This is a genomic window from Afipia massiliensis (assembly GCF_014203115.1).
In the GTDB taxonomy this organism is placed as follows: Bacteria; Pseudomonadota; Alphaproteobacteria; order Rhizobiales; family Xanthobacteraceae; genus Afipia; species Afipia massiliensis.
In genome coordinates, this window is sequence record NZ_JACHIJ010000001.1 from 76,889 (window position 1) to 91,809 (window position 14,921).

The window sequence follows — 14,921 nt, forward strand, 5'->3', positions numbered from 1 at the left end:
CGCGCGCGGACCCCGGCTTCCTGTTAATCTTTACACAATGATTCGCCGGGACACGGGAGGGCCACGCCTGCGCTATGACCAAGGACAGCCACCAATTCCGCGATGATCTGACGGACGACGACGGCGCCGGCTGGATCAATCGGTTTCTCGCGGAAGAGGACGAATTCGACAGGCGGTCGATGTGGCGGCTGGCGTCGTGGGGCGTCGGCTCGGTCGGAGCGCTGATCATTGCCATTCTCGCGACGCGATCTCCGGCCGCGATGAACCGCGATCAATTGGCATCCGCGGAAATCGCGCGGCAGTCGCAGCAGGTCCAGTGGATCGCCAAGGAAAGCCAGAACAAGGCGCGGGAACTTGCGGCAGCGGTCGAAACACTCAATGGCGACCGCGATCGCCTGTACACGCGCGTAACCATACTTGAACAGGGACTGGACTCGGTAACGGGTGCGCTGGCGCGCCCAGCGGCAGCTACGCTGCCGGCTATTCCGCAGGCGACGCCTGCAGCAACAGCGCCCGCGCTGGTCCCCACGGCCGCATCTGCTGAAGCCGCCGACCTGATTGGGCCGGTCAAACCCGTCGAGGCGAAAGCCGAACCGGTAGCACCACCTCCCAAGATTGCGCCGGTCGCGACAGCGGCTCCTGGTCCTGCAAAACCAGCCGAGCAGAAAGCCGAACCTCTACCCGCCGATCCTGCGCCGACGGTCACGGCTGCTATCCCGCCATCCGAACCGGTCACTAGTGAAGCGCCATCGGCGAGTATCGTTCGCAAGACAGAATTCGGCGTGGATCTCGGCGGCGCCAAGTCGATCGAAGGTCTCCGCGCCGTCTGGCGCGGCGCGCTTAAAGCTTATTCGCAACAGCTTGCATCATTGCAGCCCATTATCGTGGTGAAGGAACGTCACGACGGACTGGGGATGCAGTTGCGGCTGGTTGCCGGGCCGCTGTCGGACGCGGCAGAAGCCGCGAAGCTGTGCGCTGGATTCCTGACCGAGAGCAACCGTCCTTGCGAGACGTCCGTATATGAAGGCCAACGCCTCAGCATGATCAGCGGAAAACAGCCGGAGGCAAAGAAGCCAGAAGCCCCGGTTCACCGCGCGAAGCGGCGGAGCAAACAGCGCAGCGAGCCGGTCGTCGAAGAACGACCCAAAACGTCGTCATTCAGCTCATTTTTCGGCAACAGATAACGCCCAAACTTTTGCAGTCCGGGTTGTATCGTCATTCGATCCGAACCATATTCGGCGCATGAAAAAAGAGCCGTTCAGACTGACCCCCTATCAGGTGCAATGGATTCTGGTCGTGGGGTTTCTCACCATCGGATACGCCCTCTATCTGCGTTATCTGGCCATCGAGTTCGCACAGGTTCGCCTCGAATGCGACGCCGGTTTGCAGACCATGCTGTGCAAGACACGGCTGACGATGACCTACCTGTTCAAAAACTACGTGTTTGGAATAACAGCCCTGGTTGTCGCGCTGCTGCACGTGATCCGGCCATCGATCGTCACCCTGACCATCGGGCTGATCGCCGCGTGTTTTGGAATCGTGCTCTACAATATCGGCCTGTCGGGCGTGGCGATCGGGCTGCTTATTCTGGGGTTTGCGCGACCCGCGCCCGCGACAGCGTAAGCGCCAGCAGCAGATACAATCCACACGTCCAGAGCGACTGCCAATTGGCCGGTCCCTCATTGAAGCCGATATAGATCGCCGAGAGCGCAAGCGCGCCGGCGAAGATCGACTCCGCGATCGGGCGCTTGCCCGACGCGGGCCGGTTCAGCGCCGTCAGAAGCAGGAACGGCACGACGGCCATGGTGAGAGCGGCAAACTGGAAATCGCGGTAGCGCGGATCGAACACGAAGCCGAGCGCGGTCTGCGTCGCGATCACGGTCGTGACGAGCAGCACGAGCCCGAGAATGGTCTGCATGCGTGAGGTGGTGCGATAATCGCGCGGACCGAGCAGCTCAAGAAAGGTCGGAAGGCTGCGGCCATACATCACGGTGTTGGCCACGACCAATGGCGACAGCACGGCGGCGCCGAACAGCAGGATGCCGACGGTCCAGCCGCCCACCCCAAGGCTTTCGACAATCAACTTGTCGAACGCCACGCCGAGAAGCGCGCCGCCAGCGGTGGCGGAGATTCCAACCGTCATCCATGAACTCAAATGCGGCGACCACGGCCTGCGGCGCAGCGTCAGCAGCGCAACGCCAAAGACGAGCACCGAGAAGATCATGCCGGCAGCGGCATAGACCTTCGCGCGCGGGAAGTTGGTGATCGGCTCACCCGCCGGATATTTCAGGTCGCGCGTACCACCGGCATCAAACAGGCCCCAATGGCCGCCGACAGTCCCTTCCCACATGCGTTTCCAGGGCTGATCGTAGGCTTCGATCAGGTTGACCCGGAACTTCTCCTGACGGGCCAGTTGAAGGATCTCGGACACCACCCGCGCCTGATTGGCCCGCGAGGGCAACGCGCCTTCGCGCATGCGCCCTGCACTCGGCCAGCCGGTTTCGCCGATCAGGATTTCCTTGTTGGGAAATGCGACCGCCATTCGCTTACGAATCGAATCGACGTGGCTTGCAGCATGCCGCGCGCGGATCGGGTGATCCTCCCAATACGGCAGAATGTGAATCGTGACGAAGTCGACCGCGTCATAGACGTCACGGTTCTTCAACCAGAATTCCCAGACGTCGGCATACGTTACCGGAACGCCGGCTTTCGATTTCACGTAGCGGATGTTTGCCACCAGGTCGGCTGCGGTCATCTCACCCCGCAACAGCACCTCGTTACCGACGATGACCGCACTGACCACACCGGGGTACTTCTTGGCGAGCGCGATGCCGGTTTCCATCTGCGTCCGGTTATCGACGCGGTTGGTTCCGATCCAAACACCGAGCATCACCTTGAGGCCGGCGTTTTCAGCAAGCTCCGGAATCCGTTCGAGACCATTGCCAACCGAATAGGTGCGGACGCAGCCGGTGACTTTGGCGAGCTGTGCGAGGTCTTCCGCTATCTGCTCCGGCGCGATGACCAGTCCCGGTTCGAGCGGGTTTTGCCCTCCCCGGAACGGCGCGTAAGACACGCATTCCAGCTTCGCTGCGGGGTCGATTGGCGCGCGCGCCAGCATGATCGGCGTGGCCAACCACCACCAAACTGCGGCAATAGCGCTCAGGGATATGACCAGAAGGGCCAGTGGCGTACGAAGCGAAATGGTTCCGTCCTCCAGGGAGGCACGTCGATAACCGCTCCGCGCTGGTCTGCCAAGACCCCAACCGATACCTCCCCCCGGTCTTCTCGCCGCATGCCTTTACCCAAACGCACCAAACTTCCGCCTTGCTGGACAAAAACATAAATGTCCTTCATTGGAATCAGGCAGTTGCGGTAAAGGCAATCTTCCGCCGCAATAGCGGGGCATCTGTTTGGCGCCGAGCGTTGCCGACTGGCACGCCATTCATCGGGGATTTCATGGGTCGGGTTCGTACCGGGTTTCGAGTTGCCATTTTTCAGCGAGTCGCCGTTCCGGCCCTTGCTCTGTTTGTCGGGATCGGGGCCGCCATCGCTCAGAGCGGCGACCTCCGGGCTCAGGACACAGCCCCCAAGCAAGCTCCCGGCGACGCCGCCAAGGACAGCCAGCGCAAGGCCGACGAGTTCGTGGAAGCTGCGCAGGCGATCAACGGCCCCGCAGGAAATCCGGAATGTGTCTGGCTCGGCCGGCGCGTGGTCGGTCTGATGTGGCGCGACGACCTTGATACCGCGTTCCGCCATCTCGATCTTTACGAGCGATTCGGTTGCCCCGGCGGTCACATCCAGGCTGCGTTCCGCTGCGTAGTACGGTTCGGCGCGACAATCGATCCCAAGGTGGCCGAAACCCTTCAGGGGCGCGTTCAGGCCTGCTGGATCAATCCGGCCGCGCAGCCGCAGGCGGCTGCCACGCCTGCCGCGCCCGCACCTGCCGCAGCGACACAGCCAGCCCCTGCCGCAGCGCCTCCTCCGGCTGCTGCCCCTGGCAAATAGTCAGGCCGCGAAACTGCCCATGAGGAACCAAGCGGCCGTATCTCGATTGGATTCGGCTGCGCCCTCAAAACGCCATGTCGCCGTATGAGTTGTTAAGCTGCGCAGCATAGATAAGCTGCTTTTAACGCTGCCGAACCGAGGGGACAGGTTCGCGAATTGCCACGTTTGGCCCCGTATGGTTTTCCTTGATGCGCGCCATCGTCGCTGTCCTGCTCTGCGTTACCGCCATTCACGCCGCCCTTTGGGGCCTGTTGCGTGACGAGCAGAAAGCCCCCGACTTTAACGGAATGCTGCCGAGCCTGTCTTACGCGCCGTTTGAGGGCGCGGGGCATCCGGATGTCGACAACATTCCCAACAAGGAAAAAATCCGCGCGGATTTGAAGAAACTCGCCACCATGACCAAGGCGATCCGCCTGTATTCGTCGACGGGCGGCGTTGAACTGGTTCCCGCAATCGCCAACGAATTCGGCCTCAAGGTCACGGTTGGCGCCTGGATCGACAAAAACGCGGACCGTAACGAGCGCGAAATCGCCGCCGCCGTCGAACTCGCCAAGCGCAACAGCAACGTCATCGGCATCGTCGTCGGCAACGAAACCATCTACCGCGGGGAGCAGAAGGTCGAAGATCTCATCGAGATCATCCAGCGCGTCAAGAAACAGACAAATGTTCCGGTAACGACTGGCGAAATCTGGAATATCTGGCGCGACAATCCGCAACTGGCCTCGTCCGTCGATTTCATCGCCGCGCATATCCTGCCGTATTGGGAAAATTTCACCGCCCAGCAGGCTGTCGATCAGGCCATGTATATCTACGGGCTGCTGAGGGACACGTTTCCCGGCAAGCGGATCGTGATCGCCGAATTCGGATGGCCCAGCGCGGGATACAACCTCAAGAACGCTTTCCCCGGCCCGTTCGAGCAGGCTTCGGTGCTCCGCAATTTCGTGACCCGCGCCGAAGCCATCGGCATGGACTACAACATCGTCGAAGCCATCGATCAGCCGTGGAAGTTTTTTGAAGGCGGCGTGGGACCTTACTGGGGCATCCTTGATGCTTCACGTGAACCGAAGTTCGCCTGGACCGGGCCTATTCGGGATCAAGACTATTGGAAAATTGCTGGCATAGCCTTGCTGGTCGGGGTTCTGCTGTCGCTGCCAATCTTCCGTCTGTCGAGGCCCACGGTCCTCCAATCGGCCATGCTGGCCACCGCAGCCAGCGGCGTCGGCACATGGGTCGCGACCGTCTTTGCCTATTGGAACACGCACTATTTCGTCTTCGGGTCCGCCTTCGCGCTGACGCTGGGCCTCATCCTGCTGGTGCCGCTGGTCCTGATCGCGATGGCCCGGATCGAGGAAATCGCGACCATCGCCTTTGGACACAAGCCTGCCCGCCTGATCTCGGCCGCAGTCCCCCCACCAGCCGAAGGCTACGCGCCGAAGGTCTCGATCCATGTGCCGGCGTATTTCGAGCCGCCCGAGATGCTCAAGCAGACGCTCGATGCGGTATCGCGCCTCGATTATCCGAACTTCGAATGCGTTGTGATCATCAACAACACGCCTGATCCGGCGTTCTGGCAGCCCATACAGGATCACTGCCGTACGCTGGGCGAGCGCTTCATCTTCATCAACGCCGAGAAGGTCGAAGGCTTCAAAGCCGGCGCGCTGAAGATCGCCATGGCGCGCACGGCCGCCGACGCTGAAATCATAGGCATCATCGACGCCGACTATGTTGTCACGCCGGACTGGCTCAAGGATCTGGTTCCGGCCTTCGCCGATCCGCGCGTGGGTCTGGTGCAGGCGCCGCAGGATCATCGCGACGGCGACCGCTCCCTGATGCACTACGCCATGAACGGCGAGTATGCGGGCTTCTTCGACATCGGCATGGTGCAGCGGAACGAAGCCAACGCCATCATCGTTCATGGCACGATGTGCCTGATCCGTCGCGCGGCTATGGATATGGCGGGCGGCTGGGCCGGCGACACGATCTGCGAGGATACCGATCTCGGTCTGGCCGTGATCGAGCACGGCTGGCTTACGCACTATACCAACAAGCGCTACGGCTACGGCCTGCTGCCAGACACCTACGAGGCCTTCAAGAAGCAGCGCCACCGCTGGGCCTATGGTGGCTTCCAGATCGTGAAGAAGCATTGGCGCCGGTTCCTGCCCAACGCGAGCAGACTCTCGCAGGATCAAAAGCGTGAATTCGCGCTCGGCTGGCTGAACTGGCTCGGCGCGGAAAGTCTCGGCGTGGTGGTTGCGATCCTGAACCTGATCTGGGTGCCGATCGTTTCATTCGCCGACATCGCCATTCCGGACAAAATTCTGACCCTGCCGATCATCGCTGCATTCGTGGTGTCACTGGCGCACTTCCTGACGCTGTATCGGCTTCGCGTACCTGTGAAGACCGGTCAGATGCTGGGGGCCATGGTAGCGGCAATGTCGGTGCAATGGACGGTATCGCGCGCCGTGGCGAACGGCCTGATCACCGATCATCTTCCGTTTGCGCGCACGTCCAAGGGCGGGCTTTCGATGATGTCCGTGGAGTTCCAGGCATTCTGGGAAGCCGTGATCGGTATCTTGCTGATCATCGGCGCGATCGTGCTGGTCGCGTTCAATGTGAAGGAAGTTCGGGAGATCAACATCTTCGCAGGCGTGCTCGTGCTTCAGAGCCTGCCCTTCCTGTCGGCCGTCGCCATTGCGATCCTCGAGAATTCGCGGATCAACGCCTTCAACTTCTGGAAGACTTCGTCGGTTCGCGCTGCCGAACTGATCGGACTTCGCCGTGAAGCAACGCCGGCAGCCATCACCGCGCAGCAGCCGGTCACCTCGGACGTCCGCTCAGACACCTGATCGTTAAGGATTGAGTTCGTCAGCTCATTTCATGCTGACGAATGCACCCCACACCGCGGCCAATCCCGCGCCTACCAGAACATAGACGGGATGCCGACAGAACGTGTCGCCGTAGGTGCACATCTGAGCGCCAAACCTGCCGAGCTGGCCATGGTCGGCGGCGTAGAAGAGTCCGGACAAGACAACCAAGAGACCGGCAACGAAGTACATTGTCGTTATCCCTTCCCAGCGAGAAACCGCACCTTGATGCGGTGCCATTCTTGCTGCGATTCCCTCGGCGCGTCGAGGACGAACGCCCTGCTACGGTTGATTGGGGGCCATGGTGAGCGCGGAGGGACTCGAACCCTCGACCCCATGATTAAAAGTCACGTGCTCTACCGCCTGAGCTACGCGCTCACGTGTCGCGGTGTGTAGGTGGCGGGTGAGTGTGGGTCAAGTGCAGCCCGGCATCTTGTTCAGGCTGTGGAATTCGTCGCCAAGGCTTGAGAGATTCCCGCGGCAAGACGACAATTGACAAAAGAACAAAAAGAGAACATGGTGTCGTCATCACTGCCTTGGAAACAAAGATGACCGATATCTCCTACTATGTGGCGCTTCCGTTCAGCGAGGATGACGAAGGGTCCGTCGTGACGGGAACAGCCGAAGAGTTTCAAAGCCCATCTACGGCGATCCGGCGTGCGGAAACATTGTCCCGGGCAGCCGGTATGGTTGGAGCAGTTGCTTTCACGCGCTCTGGCGACCCGATGACGGGCGATTTCAAGGATGCCGTGGTCTTGAAAGCATTCGGCAGTGTCCCCACGGATCTCAGCGGCCTGTAATCGCAGTCTGCAACCGTCAGGGCCGGCGGTCCTCCTGTTCCTTCAGTTCATCTTCGCTCAAATCATTCCGGGGTGTCGCGAAGTCATCGCTGTTGGGATCAACCTTGAACGGTGCATCCTTGGTCGGATCCGAACGGCGTTTCTTCGCCTTCGGGTCGGCAGCGTCGTCTTTCTTCTTTTTTCCGCTCATCGGCTGGTTTCCTTGCCCGCGCCGCCGGCATGGCCGGCCTCGTTTCCCTGAATATGGCTGAGACGGCGAGCATCTGCTACGCCTACCTCACCAGATTTGAGGACGCCCCATCATGACGGATTCGCCTGCTGTCCCCGAGGATACCGTGCGCGACTTCGACGTGCCCGTCCCATACATGCAGCGGACGCGGGATTATTATCTCGCCATCGGCTACGACACCCCCTATCGCTGGGCCCACAATATCGCGGCGCCTTTCCAGCCACTGACCAGGCCTTTGGCGAAAGCGCGGGTGGCGATCGTGACCACGGCCGCCCGCTTCGATCCCACGAAGGGCGATCAGGGACCGGGGGCGGCCTACAACGGCAGCGCGAAATTCTACCAGGTCTACGACGGCGACACCTCCCAGCAGCACGACCTGCGAATTTCCCACATCGCCTACGATCGCGCGCACACGTCTGCGACCGACATGAACACCTGGTTTCCGCTGGCGCAATTGCATCGCCTCGCTGGCGAAGGCCGGATCGGATCGGTTGCGCCGCGCTTCTTCGGTGCACCAACCAATCGCAGCCATCGCGTCACCATCGACACCGATGCTCCGGACATTCTTGCACGCTGCAAGGCGGATGACATCGACGCGGTTGTGCTCGTGCCGAACTGTCCGGTGTGCCACCAGACCACGTCTCTGGTTGCCCGCCATCTGGAGGCCAACGGGATTTCGACCGTGGTGATGGGCTGTGCGAAGGATATTGTCGAACACGCAGCCGTGCCGCGGTTTTTGTTCAGCGATTTTCCGCTGGGAAATTCCGCCGGTAAACCGCACGATATACCGTCGCAGGCATTCACACTTGATCTGGCACTGAAGGTGCTGGAAAGCGCGCCGGGGCCGCAGACGACGGTTCAATCCACGCTGCGCTGGAGCGAGGACGCGTCCTGGAAGCGCGACTACAACAACGTCGAGCGCATGGCGCCCGAGGAACTCGAGCGCCGACGCCGCGATTTCGATGCCCAGAAGGAAGCCGCGCGCGCCAATCGCGTGGCGTGATTCAGTCGGACTTTCCGGCAGCCTTGCGCAGCGCTGCGTTAATCCGATCCTGCCACCCGGGACCGCCCTCTTGAAAATGCTCGAGGACGTCCTGATCAATCCGGATCGAGACAAGCTCCTTCACGCCGGGGATCGAGACCGTCTTGGGAAGTGCCTCCGGCACTTTCGCGGTGACGGATTTGAACGCAGCCTCGGCTTCTGTCTTCGCATCGCTGAGCGTGCGGGGCCGTCTCGGAGGGGACGCCATGCTCAGATTCCCTCGAACAATGCCGTTGACAGATACCGCTCTGAGAACGATGGCACGATCGCAAGAATGGTCTTGCCCGCGTTCTCGGTCCGCTTGCCAAGCTCCAGCGCGGCGGCAATCGCCGCGCCCGAAGAGATGCCGCCCGGAATACCTTCGATGCGCGCAAGGGCGCGGGATGTTGCGATCGCGGTTGCGCTATCGACCTTGACGATCTCGTCGATCACAGCCCGGTCGAGAATGTCCGGAATAAAGCCGGCGCCGATACCCTGAATCTTGTGCGGCGAATGTTGACCGCCAGACAGCACCGGACTTTCCACTGGCTCGACCGCGACGACACGCAAGGACGGTTTGCGAGGTTTCAGAACCTGCCCCACGCCGGTGATCGTACCGCCGGTACCGACGCCGGCGACAAACACATCGATGTTGCCGTTGGTGTCGTTCCAGATTTCCTCCGCGGTGGTGCGCCGGTGCACCTCTGGATTAGCCAGGTTCTTGAACTGCTGCGGCATCACCGAGTTAGGCGTGTTGCGGATCAGTTCCTCTGCGGTTGCAATAGCCCCCTTCATGCCTTGCGCAGCTGGCGTTAAAACAATTTCCGCACCGAGAAATGCCAGCATCTTGCGGCGCTCGATCGACATCGACTCCGGCATCACGAGTTTAAGGCGGTAGCCCCGCGACGCAGCGACGTAAGCCAGCGCAATACCCGTATTACCGGATGTCGGTTCGATCAGAACGGTGTCGGGATCGATAACACCGGCCTTCTCCATCGCAATGATCATGGCCGCGCCAATGCGGTCCTTCACACTCGCAGCGGGATTGAAATACTCAAGTTTGGCGAGAATTGTCGCTTTCACACCGCTTTGCTCAGGCAACCGATGAAGCCGGACTGCTGGCGTATCGCCGAATGCATCAACGATGCTGTCGTAAATTCGTCCGCGCCCCGGCCGATGTAATTGCGAAACGTCTGAATGTGACTTCGTGTCCATGCCGGGTCCTCCACATCAATCAAATGCGAACTATGAGGGAAAGTTACGCAAAACGAACAGCTTCCGCCATTAAGGGTGCCAGCGCTCACGTGCGCAAGGGCCAATCGCGCAGCTGGTCAGCGAGCGTTGCATTGCAAAATGTTATTTCTCTAAAGAAACACATTTGTGTTGCGACAACTTCAAACTCCCATGTGTATATTGGGCATAAGCTCAAATCCGGTAGGGAGGTCACGATGCCAGCTCTTGCTGAAATTCTGTCGACCAAAGCATCACGCTTACCGCCGCGCTCGACCGACCGTCCAGTGTGCACGATTTGCGCGGACTCGATGGTCGCAGCCGAGGCATCTGCATTTCTTTCCGATAACGTGATCAGTTATCTCTGGACCTGCGACAACTGCGGCTATGGCTTCGTCACGAAGCATTCCACAAAGATCGTCTGCAACTGACAGCACAATTTGTCAGCATAGCTGTCAGCGCGGCGCGATATCGCCCCGCGCCCATCCCTCGCGAACTGATGCGCGGTAGTCGCCATACGTCCCGGCGGCGATAGCGGCGCGAGCGCCGCTCATCAGGCTCTGGTAGTACGCGACGTTGATTTCCGACAGCAGCATCGCGCCGAGCGCCTCCTCGGACTTCACAAGGTGGTGCAAGTAGGCCCGTGAGTAGCCGTTCGCCGAACGCCAGGCGCTTTCCTCGTCCAGCGGGCGCGGATCATCGGCATGACGGGCATTGCGCAAATTGATGACGCCATGCCGCGTAAAGACGTGGCCGTGGCGGCCGTTGCGCGTCGGCATGACGCAATCGAACATGTCGATCCCTCGCGCGACCGCTTCCAGCATATCGTCGGGCGTTCCGACGCCCATCAGATAGCGCGGCCGCTCCTGCGGCAGGATCGGTGCTACCTCCTCGATCATTGCCAGCATGACGGCCTGCGGCTCGCCAACCGCCAATCCACCGACCGCGTAACCGTGAAACCCGATGTCAATCAGCGCACGCGTGCTCTCGCGGCGTAATTCGGGAATATCGCCGCCCTGTACGATGCCAAACAGCATGTATCCCGCAGGCGCCGTTTCGAACGCGCGCTTGCTGCGCTCCGCCCAGCGGATCGACAACTGCATGGCGCGTTCGATATCGGCCCGCTCGGCCGGCAGCCGCACACACTCGTCGAGTTGCATGGCGATATCGGAACCGAGCAAGCGCTGAACCTCGATGGCCCGCTCGGGCGACAGTTCCACCTTCGTGCCGTCGATATGCGAGCTGAACGTCACCGCATGTTCCGTGACCTTGCGCAGCTTCGCCAGCGACATGACCTGAAAGCCGCCGGAGTCGGTCAGCATCGGGCCGTTCCATGTGGTGAACTTCTGTAGTCCGCCCAGCGCTGCGATACGTTCCGCGCCGGGACGCAACATCAGGTGATAGGTGTTGCCGAGCACGATGTCGGCGCCCGTGTCACGGATATCGCGCCAATGGATGCTCTTCATCGCGCCCGCGGTGCCGACGGGCATGAATGCAGGGGTGCGCACCACACCGTGCGGCGTTGTCAATTCGCCGGTGCGCGCTTCGCCGTCGCAGCCAAGAAGCTTAAAGTGATTGGGAACGGTCATATGGCGACGTTATGGGTCAGGTCGGCTGACGAAACAACAGGCATGCATCGCCATACGAGTAGAAGCGGTAGCCGGTTGAGATGGCATGGGCATAGGCCTGCTGCATAGTCTCCAACCCGCTGAAGGCCGAGACCAGCATGAACAGGGTCGAGCGCGGCAAATGGAAGTTCGTCATCAGGACATCCACCGCCTTGAAGCGGTAACCGGGCGTGATGAAGATTGCGGTCTCCCCGGTGAACGGCTGGATCGTACCGTCATCCACCGCAGCGCTTTCCAGAAGCCGCAGCGATGTGGTCCCGACGGCCACGATGCGGCCGCCCTTGGCGCGGGCATCGTTAAGCGCGGTGGCGGTCTCGCCGGACACCGTGCCCCACTCAGCGTGCATCTTGTGGCTGGATGTATCGTCGGCCTTCACCGGAAGGAACGTCCCTGCCCCGACATGCAGCGTCACGCGATGCAGACCGATGCCACGGTCGCGCAATGCTGCCTCAAGCGCCGGGGTGAAGTGCAGCCCCGCCGTGGGTGCTGCGACCGCGCCTTCGCTGACCGCAAACATGGTCTGATAGTCGGCAGTATCCCGCTCGTCCGGCGTCCGCCGTGAAGCGATGTAGGGCGGCAGCGGCGGCGCGCCGACGTCGGCAATGGCCTGATCCAGAATTGGCCCGTGAAACGAGAATGACAGCGTCACCTCGCCGTTCTCGCCTTTGTGCTCGACCTGCGCGTCGAGATTTCCCAGCAGACAGACACGGCCTTCGTTCCCGAAGCGAATGGCGTCACCGGCGGCGAGTTTCTTCGCCGGCTTCACCAGCGCCTGCCAGCGCGACCCGTCTATGCGCTTGATAAGCGTGGCTTCGATCTTCGGTTCTGTCTCCCGGCCGACGCGGCGGCCGGTCAATTGCGCCGGGATAACCTTGGTGTCGTTGACGACCAGTTGATCGCCGGGCTGCAGGAACTGCGGCAGTTCGGACACGGCGGCCTCGGCCAACGGCTTGCCTGGTGTCACCACGAGCATGCGCGCCGTGTCGCGCGGGCTGACAGGCCGCAGCGCGATGTTGGCTTCCGGAAGTTCGAAGTCGAATAAGTCAGTACGCATGACGCTCAAATGTTGATGGCCGGGACATGCCCGGCCATCCGTTCGCAAAGCCAGACTACAGCGACAATCAGGCGGCGTCAGCCGCCATATGTGCCTTGACGATCTTGTCGGGATTCTGCACGGGTTCGCCGCGCTTGATCTTGTCGACGTTCTCCATGCCGGACGTCACCTTGCCCCATACGGTGTACTGGCCGTTAAGGAAGGCGGCATCGTCGAAGCAGATGAAGAACTGGCTGTCACCCGAATCCGGGTTCGCCGCACGCGCCATCGACGTGGTGCCGCGCACATGCGGCTCTTTGTTGAATTCGGCCTTCAGCTTCTTGCCCGAACCGCCGGTTCCGGTGCCCTGCGGGCAGCCGGTCTGCGCCATGAAGCCCTCGATGACGCGATGGAAAACGATGCCATCGTAAAATCCTTCGCGCACCAGTTCCTTGATGCGTGCGACGTGACCCGGCGCCAGATCCGGACGCATCTCGATCGTCACCGCACCCTGAGTGGTTTCCAGGATCAATGTGTTTTCGTTGTCTGCCATGATGTTTCCTTTGCAGATTGGGAAACCCGCGATGGCCGATATGGCCGCGGATCGCCTGAGATGGATTACTTGATGTCGGAAGCGACCTGCACCTTCACCATCTTGTCTGGATCCTGAACCGGCTCACCGCGCTTGATCTTGTCCACGACATCCATGCCCGACACGACCTCACCGACGACCGTGTACTTGTTGTTCAGGAAACTGCCGTCCGCGAACATGATGAAAAACTGCGAGTTGGCCGAGTTCGGTTCGCTCGAGCGTGCCATCCCAACAATACCGCGCTTGAACGGCACGCTGGAGAATTCGGCCGGAAGGTTCGGATACTTCGACCCGCCGGTGCCGTTGAAACGCTGACCGTCGCCGGTCTGGGCCATGAAGCCTTCGATCACGCGGTGGAATGGCACATTGTTGTAGTACCCGTCGCGCGCGAGCAGCTTGATGCGCTCGGCATGCTTGGGCGCGAGATCGGTGCGGAGCTTGAAGATGACGCGGCCCTTGGTGGTGTCGATAACGATCGCATTGTCCTTGTCGAGGCCGGCGGGAAGCGCCTGTGACAGGGCGGGCGTTGCGAAAGCGAAAGCCGCGAGAACGGCGAGTATGCGGATCATGACAACTCCGGGGTGATAGGAGGGCTGGTTAGCCAGCGAGTCTCTTCTTCAGGCGCGAGGCGACGGCTTTCGGCACGAAGTGCGAAACGTCGCCGCCCATCCCCGCGATCTGACGCACCAGTGTGGCGGTGATCGGGCGGACGGTGGCGGAGGCAGGAATGAAAATCGTGTGGACCTCTGGCACCAGCGTCTGGTTCATGCCGGCGATCTGCATTTCGTAGTCGAGATCGGTGCCGTCGCGCAGACCGCGGATCAGGATTGTGGCCCCTGCCCGCTGCGCTGCGGTAACGGTCAGATCCTTGAAGGTCACACAATCGATCTCGCAACCGGCATGGGCGGCGATGGGTGCGAACACCTCCCGAACCATGTCCAGCCGCTCTTCGGTGGAAAACAGAGGGGCCTTGCCGGGATGGATGCCGATCGCAACGATCAGCCGGTCGACCAGGCTGCAAGCCTGCCGCACCACATCCAAATGGCCATTGGTAACAGGGTCGAACGACCCGGGGTAAAGCGCAATACGGGACATGCCCCCTCCTACCCCGGCCCGGCGACCGCTGCAAGCAGGCCGGTTCCGCCGGCGGCTGCCATTTTCCGGGGCATTTATTTTTAAGATCCCGTGAACTTTTACCCGACGCCGCGCGTCATCCCTTCAAGCAGACCGTAAAGGCCGGCATGACAGGGGACGGACCATGATCAAGGCACTCTCAGCAGTGACGATTGCGGCTTTCGTTGCAGCCGCCATGACGATTCTTCCAAGCTTTGCGCCTCGCGTGGAGGCAAGCGTGCCGCAAGCGCTTGCAAAGGCTGACCGGCTGCCGATCCGAACGGCCAGTGCATCCTGCGCGGTACAGCATTGGCCGACTATGGACGCGTCCTGTCTGCGCCGCAGCAACTGGAAAGCCGGCGTCCAACCGGTTCGGGTCGTGACGACGGACCGCAACTAGCCCAAC

The 14,921-nt window shown here is 61.2% G+C and carries 18 protein-coding genes and 1 tRNA gene; 8 read left to right on the top strand and 11 right to left on the bottom strand.

Going from position 1 to position 14,921, the window contains the following annotated elements; genetic code table 11:
* Nucleotides 1–74 precede the first annotated feature (74 nt).
* A complete protein-coding gene (locus tag HNQ36_RS00305) occupies nt 75–1,184 on the top strand; it encodes a hypothetical protein (protein ID WP_184081997.1) in 1,110 nt (369 codons plus the stop codon).
* Nucleotides 1,185–1,242: 58 nt separating this feature from the next.
* Nucleotides 1,243–1,623, top strand: coding sequence for a hypothetical protein (locus HNQ36_RS00310; RefSeq protein ID WP_184081998.1), 381 nt, complete (start codon nt 1,243–1,245; stop codon nt 1,621–1,623).
* Here HNQ36_RS00310 and HNQ36_RS00315 read toward each other — a convergent pair.
* Nucleotides 1,583–3,073, bottom strand: coding sequence for a glycoside hydrolase family 17 protein (locus HNQ36_RS00315; protein WP_184082743.1), 1,491 nt, complete (start codon nt 3,071–3,073; stop codon nt 1,583–1,585). The genes HNQ36_RS00310 and HNQ36_RS00315 overlap by 41 nt on opposite strands.
* A 383-nt stretch (nt 3,074–3,456) precedes the next feature.
* Between HNQ36_RS00315 and HNQ36_RS00320 the strand changes: the two genes are divergently transcribed.
* On the top strand, nt 3,457–4,005 hold the full coding sequence (locus tag HNQ36_RS00320) for a beta-1-3, beta-1-6-glucan biosynthesis protein (protein WP_184081999.1): 549 nt from the start codon (nt 3,457–3,459) through the stop codon (nt 4,003–4,005).
* 188 nt (nt 4,006–4,193) lie between these two features.
* On the top strand, nt 4,194–6,851 hold the full coding sequence (locus tag HNQ36_RS00325; protein WP_184082000.1) for a glycosyltransferase: 2,658 nt from the start codon (nt 4,194–4,196) through the stop codon (nt 6,849–6,851).
* Nucleotides 6,852–6,875: 24 nt separating this feature from the next.
* Here HNQ36_RS00325 and HNQ36_RS00330 read toward each other — a convergent pair whose 3' ends face one another.
* The gene (locus HNQ36_RS00330) at nt 6,876–7,061 is read right to left on the bottom strand and encodes a hypothetical protein (protein WP_046826263.1); all 186 of its coding nucleotides are present in this window, start codon (nt 7,059–7,061) and stop codon (nt 6,876–6,878) included.
* 110 nt (nt 7,062–7,171) lie between these two features.
* Nucleotides 7,172–7,247: transfer RNA gene (locus tag HNQ36_RS00335), tRNA-Lys, on the bottom strand.
* Nucleotides 7,248–7,417: 170 nt separating this feature from the next.
* Between HNQ36_RS00335 and HNQ36_RS00340 the strand changes: the two genes are divergently transcribed.
* Nucleotides 7,418–7,669: a hypothetical protein gene (locus HNQ36_RS00340; protein WP_046829390.1), complete on the top strand. Its 252-nt coding sequence runs from the start codon at nt 7,418–7,420 to the stop codon at nt 7,667–7,669.
* Nucleotides 7,670–7,685: 16 nt separating this feature from the next.
* Here HNQ36_RS00340 and HNQ36_RS00345 read toward each other — a convergent pair whose 3' ends face one another.
* On the bottom strand, nt 7,686–7,859 hold the full coding sequence (locus tag HNQ36_RS00345; RefSeq protein WP_184082001.1) for a hypothetical protein: 174 nt from the start codon (nt 7,857–7,859) through the stop codon (nt 7,686–7,688).
* A gap of 112 nt (nt 7,860–7,971) precedes the next feature.
* On the opposite strand from HNQ36_RS00345, the gene HNQ36_RS00350 reads away from it, so the two are divergent.
* Nucleotides 7,972–8,901, top strand: a complete 930-nt coding sequence (locus tag HNQ36_RS00350; protein WP_184082002.1) for a glycine/sarcosine/betaine reductase selenoprotein B family protein — start codon at nt 7,972–7,974, stop codon at nt 8,899–8,901.
* Nucleotide 8,902: 1 nt separating this feature from the next.
* On the opposite strand, the gene HNQ36_RS00355 is transcribed toward HNQ36_RS00350, so the two are convergent.
* Nucleotides 8,903–9,148, bottom strand: a complete 246-nt coding sequence (locus tag HNQ36_RS00355; RefSeq protein ID WP_184082003.1) for a BrnA antitoxin family protein — start codon at nt 9,146–9,148, stop codon at nt 8,903–8,905.
* A gap of 2 nt (nt 9,149–9,150) precedes the next feature.
* The gene (gene cysK / locus HNQ36_RS00360) at nt 9,151–10,134 is read right to left on the bottom strand and encodes a cysteine synthase A (protein ID WP_184082004.1); all 984 of its coding nucleotides are present in this window, start codon (nt 10,132–10,134) and stop codon (nt 9,151–9,153) included.
* A 233-nt stretch (nt 10,135–10,367) separates the two neighbouring features.
* Between cysK and HNQ36_RS00365 the strand changes: the two genes are divergently transcribed.
* Nucleotides 10,368–10,580: a hypothetical protein gene (locus HNQ36_RS00365; RefSeq protein ID WP_184082005.1), complete on the top strand. Its 213-nt coding sequence runs from the start codon at nt 10,368–10,370 to the stop codon at nt 10,578–10,580.
* A gap of 24 nt (nt 10,581–10,604) precedes the next feature.
* Here the strand turns inward: HNQ36_RS00365 and tgt are convergent, their stop codons facing one another.
* From tgt to coaD, 5 genes are all read right to left on the bottom strand, one after another.
* The gene (tgt, locus tag HNQ36_RS00370; RefSeq protein WP_184082006.1) at nt 10,605–11,738 is read right to left on the bottom strand and encodes a tRNA guanosine(34) transglycosylase Tgt; all 1,134 of its coding nucleotides are present in this window, start codon (nt 11,736–11,738) and stop codon (nt 10,605–10,607) included.
* Nucleotides 11,739–11,754: 16 nt separating this feature from the next.
* Complete coding sequence (gene queA / locus HNQ36_RS00375; RefSeq protein ID WP_184082007.1) at nt 11,755–12,831, bottom strand: tRNA preQ1(34) S-adenosylmethionine ribosyltransferase-isomerase QueA; 1,077 nt, start codon at nt 12,829–12,831, stop codon at nt 11,755–11,757.
* A 67-nt stretch (nt 12,832–12,898) separates the two neighbouring features.
* A complete protein-coding gene (locus HNQ36_RS00380; protein WP_184082008.1) occupies nt 12,899–13,363 on the bottom strand; it encodes a peptidylprolyl isomerase in 465 nt (154 codons plus the stop codon).
* Between the two features lie 65 nt (nt 13,364–13,428).
* On the bottom strand, nt 13,429–13,971 hold the full coding sequence (locus HNQ36_RS00385) for a peptidylprolyl isomerase (RefSeq protein ID WP_184082009.1): 543 nt from the start codon (nt 13,969–13,971) through the stop codon (nt 13,429–13,431).
* 28 nt (nt 13,972–13,999) lie between these two features.
* Nucleotides 14,000–14,497: a pantetheine-phosphate adenylyltransferase gene (gene coaD, locus HNQ36_RS00390; protein ID WP_184082010.1), complete on the bottom strand. Its 498-nt coding sequence runs from the start codon at nt 14,495–14,497 to the stop codon at nt 14,000–14,002.
* A gap of 163 nt (nt 14,498–14,660) precedes the next feature.
* On the opposite strand from coaD, the gene HNQ36_RS00395 reads away from it, so the two are divergent.
* The gene (locus HNQ36_RS00395) at nt 14,661–14,915 is read left to right on the top strand and encodes a hypothetical protein (RefSeq protein ID WP_184082011.1); all 255 of its coding nucleotides are present in this window, start codon (nt 14,661–14,663) and stop codon (nt 14,913–14,915) included.
* Nucleotides 14,916–14,921: the final 6 nt, after the last annotated feature.

What these genes read in the sequence shown, in the direction of transcription:
- HNQ36_RS00305 (WP_184081997.1), top strand. Translation starts at nt 75, where the DNA reads ATGACCAAGGACAGCCACCAATTCCGCGATGATCTGACGGACGACGAC.
- HNQ36_RS00310 (WP_184081998.1), top strand. Translation starts at nt 1,243, where the DNA reads ATGAAAAAAGAGCCGTTCAGACTGACCCCCTATCAGGTGCAATGGATT.
- HNQ36_RS00320 (WP_184081999.1), top strand. Translation starts at nt 3,457, where the DNA reads ATGGGTCGGGTTCGTACCGGGTTTCGAGTTGCCATTTTTCAGCGAGTC.
- HNQ36_RS00325 (WP_184082000.1), top strand. Translation starts at nt 4,194, where the DNA reads ATGCGCGCCATCGTCGCTGTCCTGCTCTGCGTTACCGCCATTCACGCC.
- HNQ36_RS00330 (WP_046826263.1), bottom strand. Translation starts at nt 7,061, where the DNA reads ATGTACTTCGTTGCCGGTCTCTTGGTTGTCTTGTCCGGACTCTTCTAC.
- HNQ36_RS00340 (WP_046829390.1), top strand. Translation starts at nt 7,418, where the DNA reads ATGACCGATATCTCCTACTATGTGGCGCTTCCGTTCAGCGAGGATGAC.
- HNQ36_RS00345 (WP_184082001.1), bottom strand. Translation starts at nt 7,859, where the DNA reads ATGAGCGGAAAAAAGAAGAAAGACGACGCTGCCGACCCGAAGGCGAAG.
- HNQ36_RS00350 (WP_184082002.1), top strand. Translation starts at nt 7,972, where the DNA reads ATGACGGATTCGCCTGCTGTCCCCGAGGATACCGTGCGCGACTTCGAC.
- HNQ36_RS00355 (WP_184082003.1), bottom strand. Translation starts at nt 9,148, where the DNA reads ATGGCGTCCCCTCCGAGACGGCCCCGCACGCTCAGCGATGCGAAGACA.
- cysK (WP_184082004.1), bottom strand. Translation starts at nt 10,134, where the DNA reads ATGGACACGAAGTCACATTCAGACGTTTCGCAATTACATCGGCCGGGG.
- HNQ36_RS00365 (WP_184082005.1), top strand. Translation starts at nt 10,368, where the DNA reads ATGCCAGCTCTTGCTGAAATTCTGTCGACCAAAGCATCACGCTTACCG.
- tgt (WP_184082006.1), bottom strand. Translation starts at nt 11,738, where the DNA reads ATGACCGTTCCCAATCACTTTAAGCTTCTTGGCTGCGACGGCGAAGCG.
- queA (WP_184082007.1), bottom strand. Translation starts at nt 12,831, where the DNA reads ATGCGTACTGACTTATTCGACTTCGAACTTCCGGAAGCCAACATCGCG.
- HNQ36_RS00380 (WP_184082008.1), bottom strand. Translation starts at nt 13,363, where the DNA reads ATGGCAGACAACGAAAACACATTGATCCTGGAAACCACTCAGGGTGCG.
- HNQ36_RS00385 (WP_184082009.1), bottom strand. Translation starts at nt 13,971, where the DNA reads ATGATCCGCATACTCGCCGTTCTCGCGGCTTTCGCTTTCGCAACGCCC.
- coaD (WP_184082010.1), bottom strand. Translation starts at nt 14,497, where the DNA reads ATGTCCCGTATTGCGCTTTACCCCGGGTCGTTCGACCCTGTTACCAAT.
- HNQ36_RS00395 (WP_184082011.1), top strand. Translation starts at nt 14,661, where the DNA reads ATGATCAAGGCACTCTCAGCAGTGACGATTGCGGCTTTCGTTGCAGCC.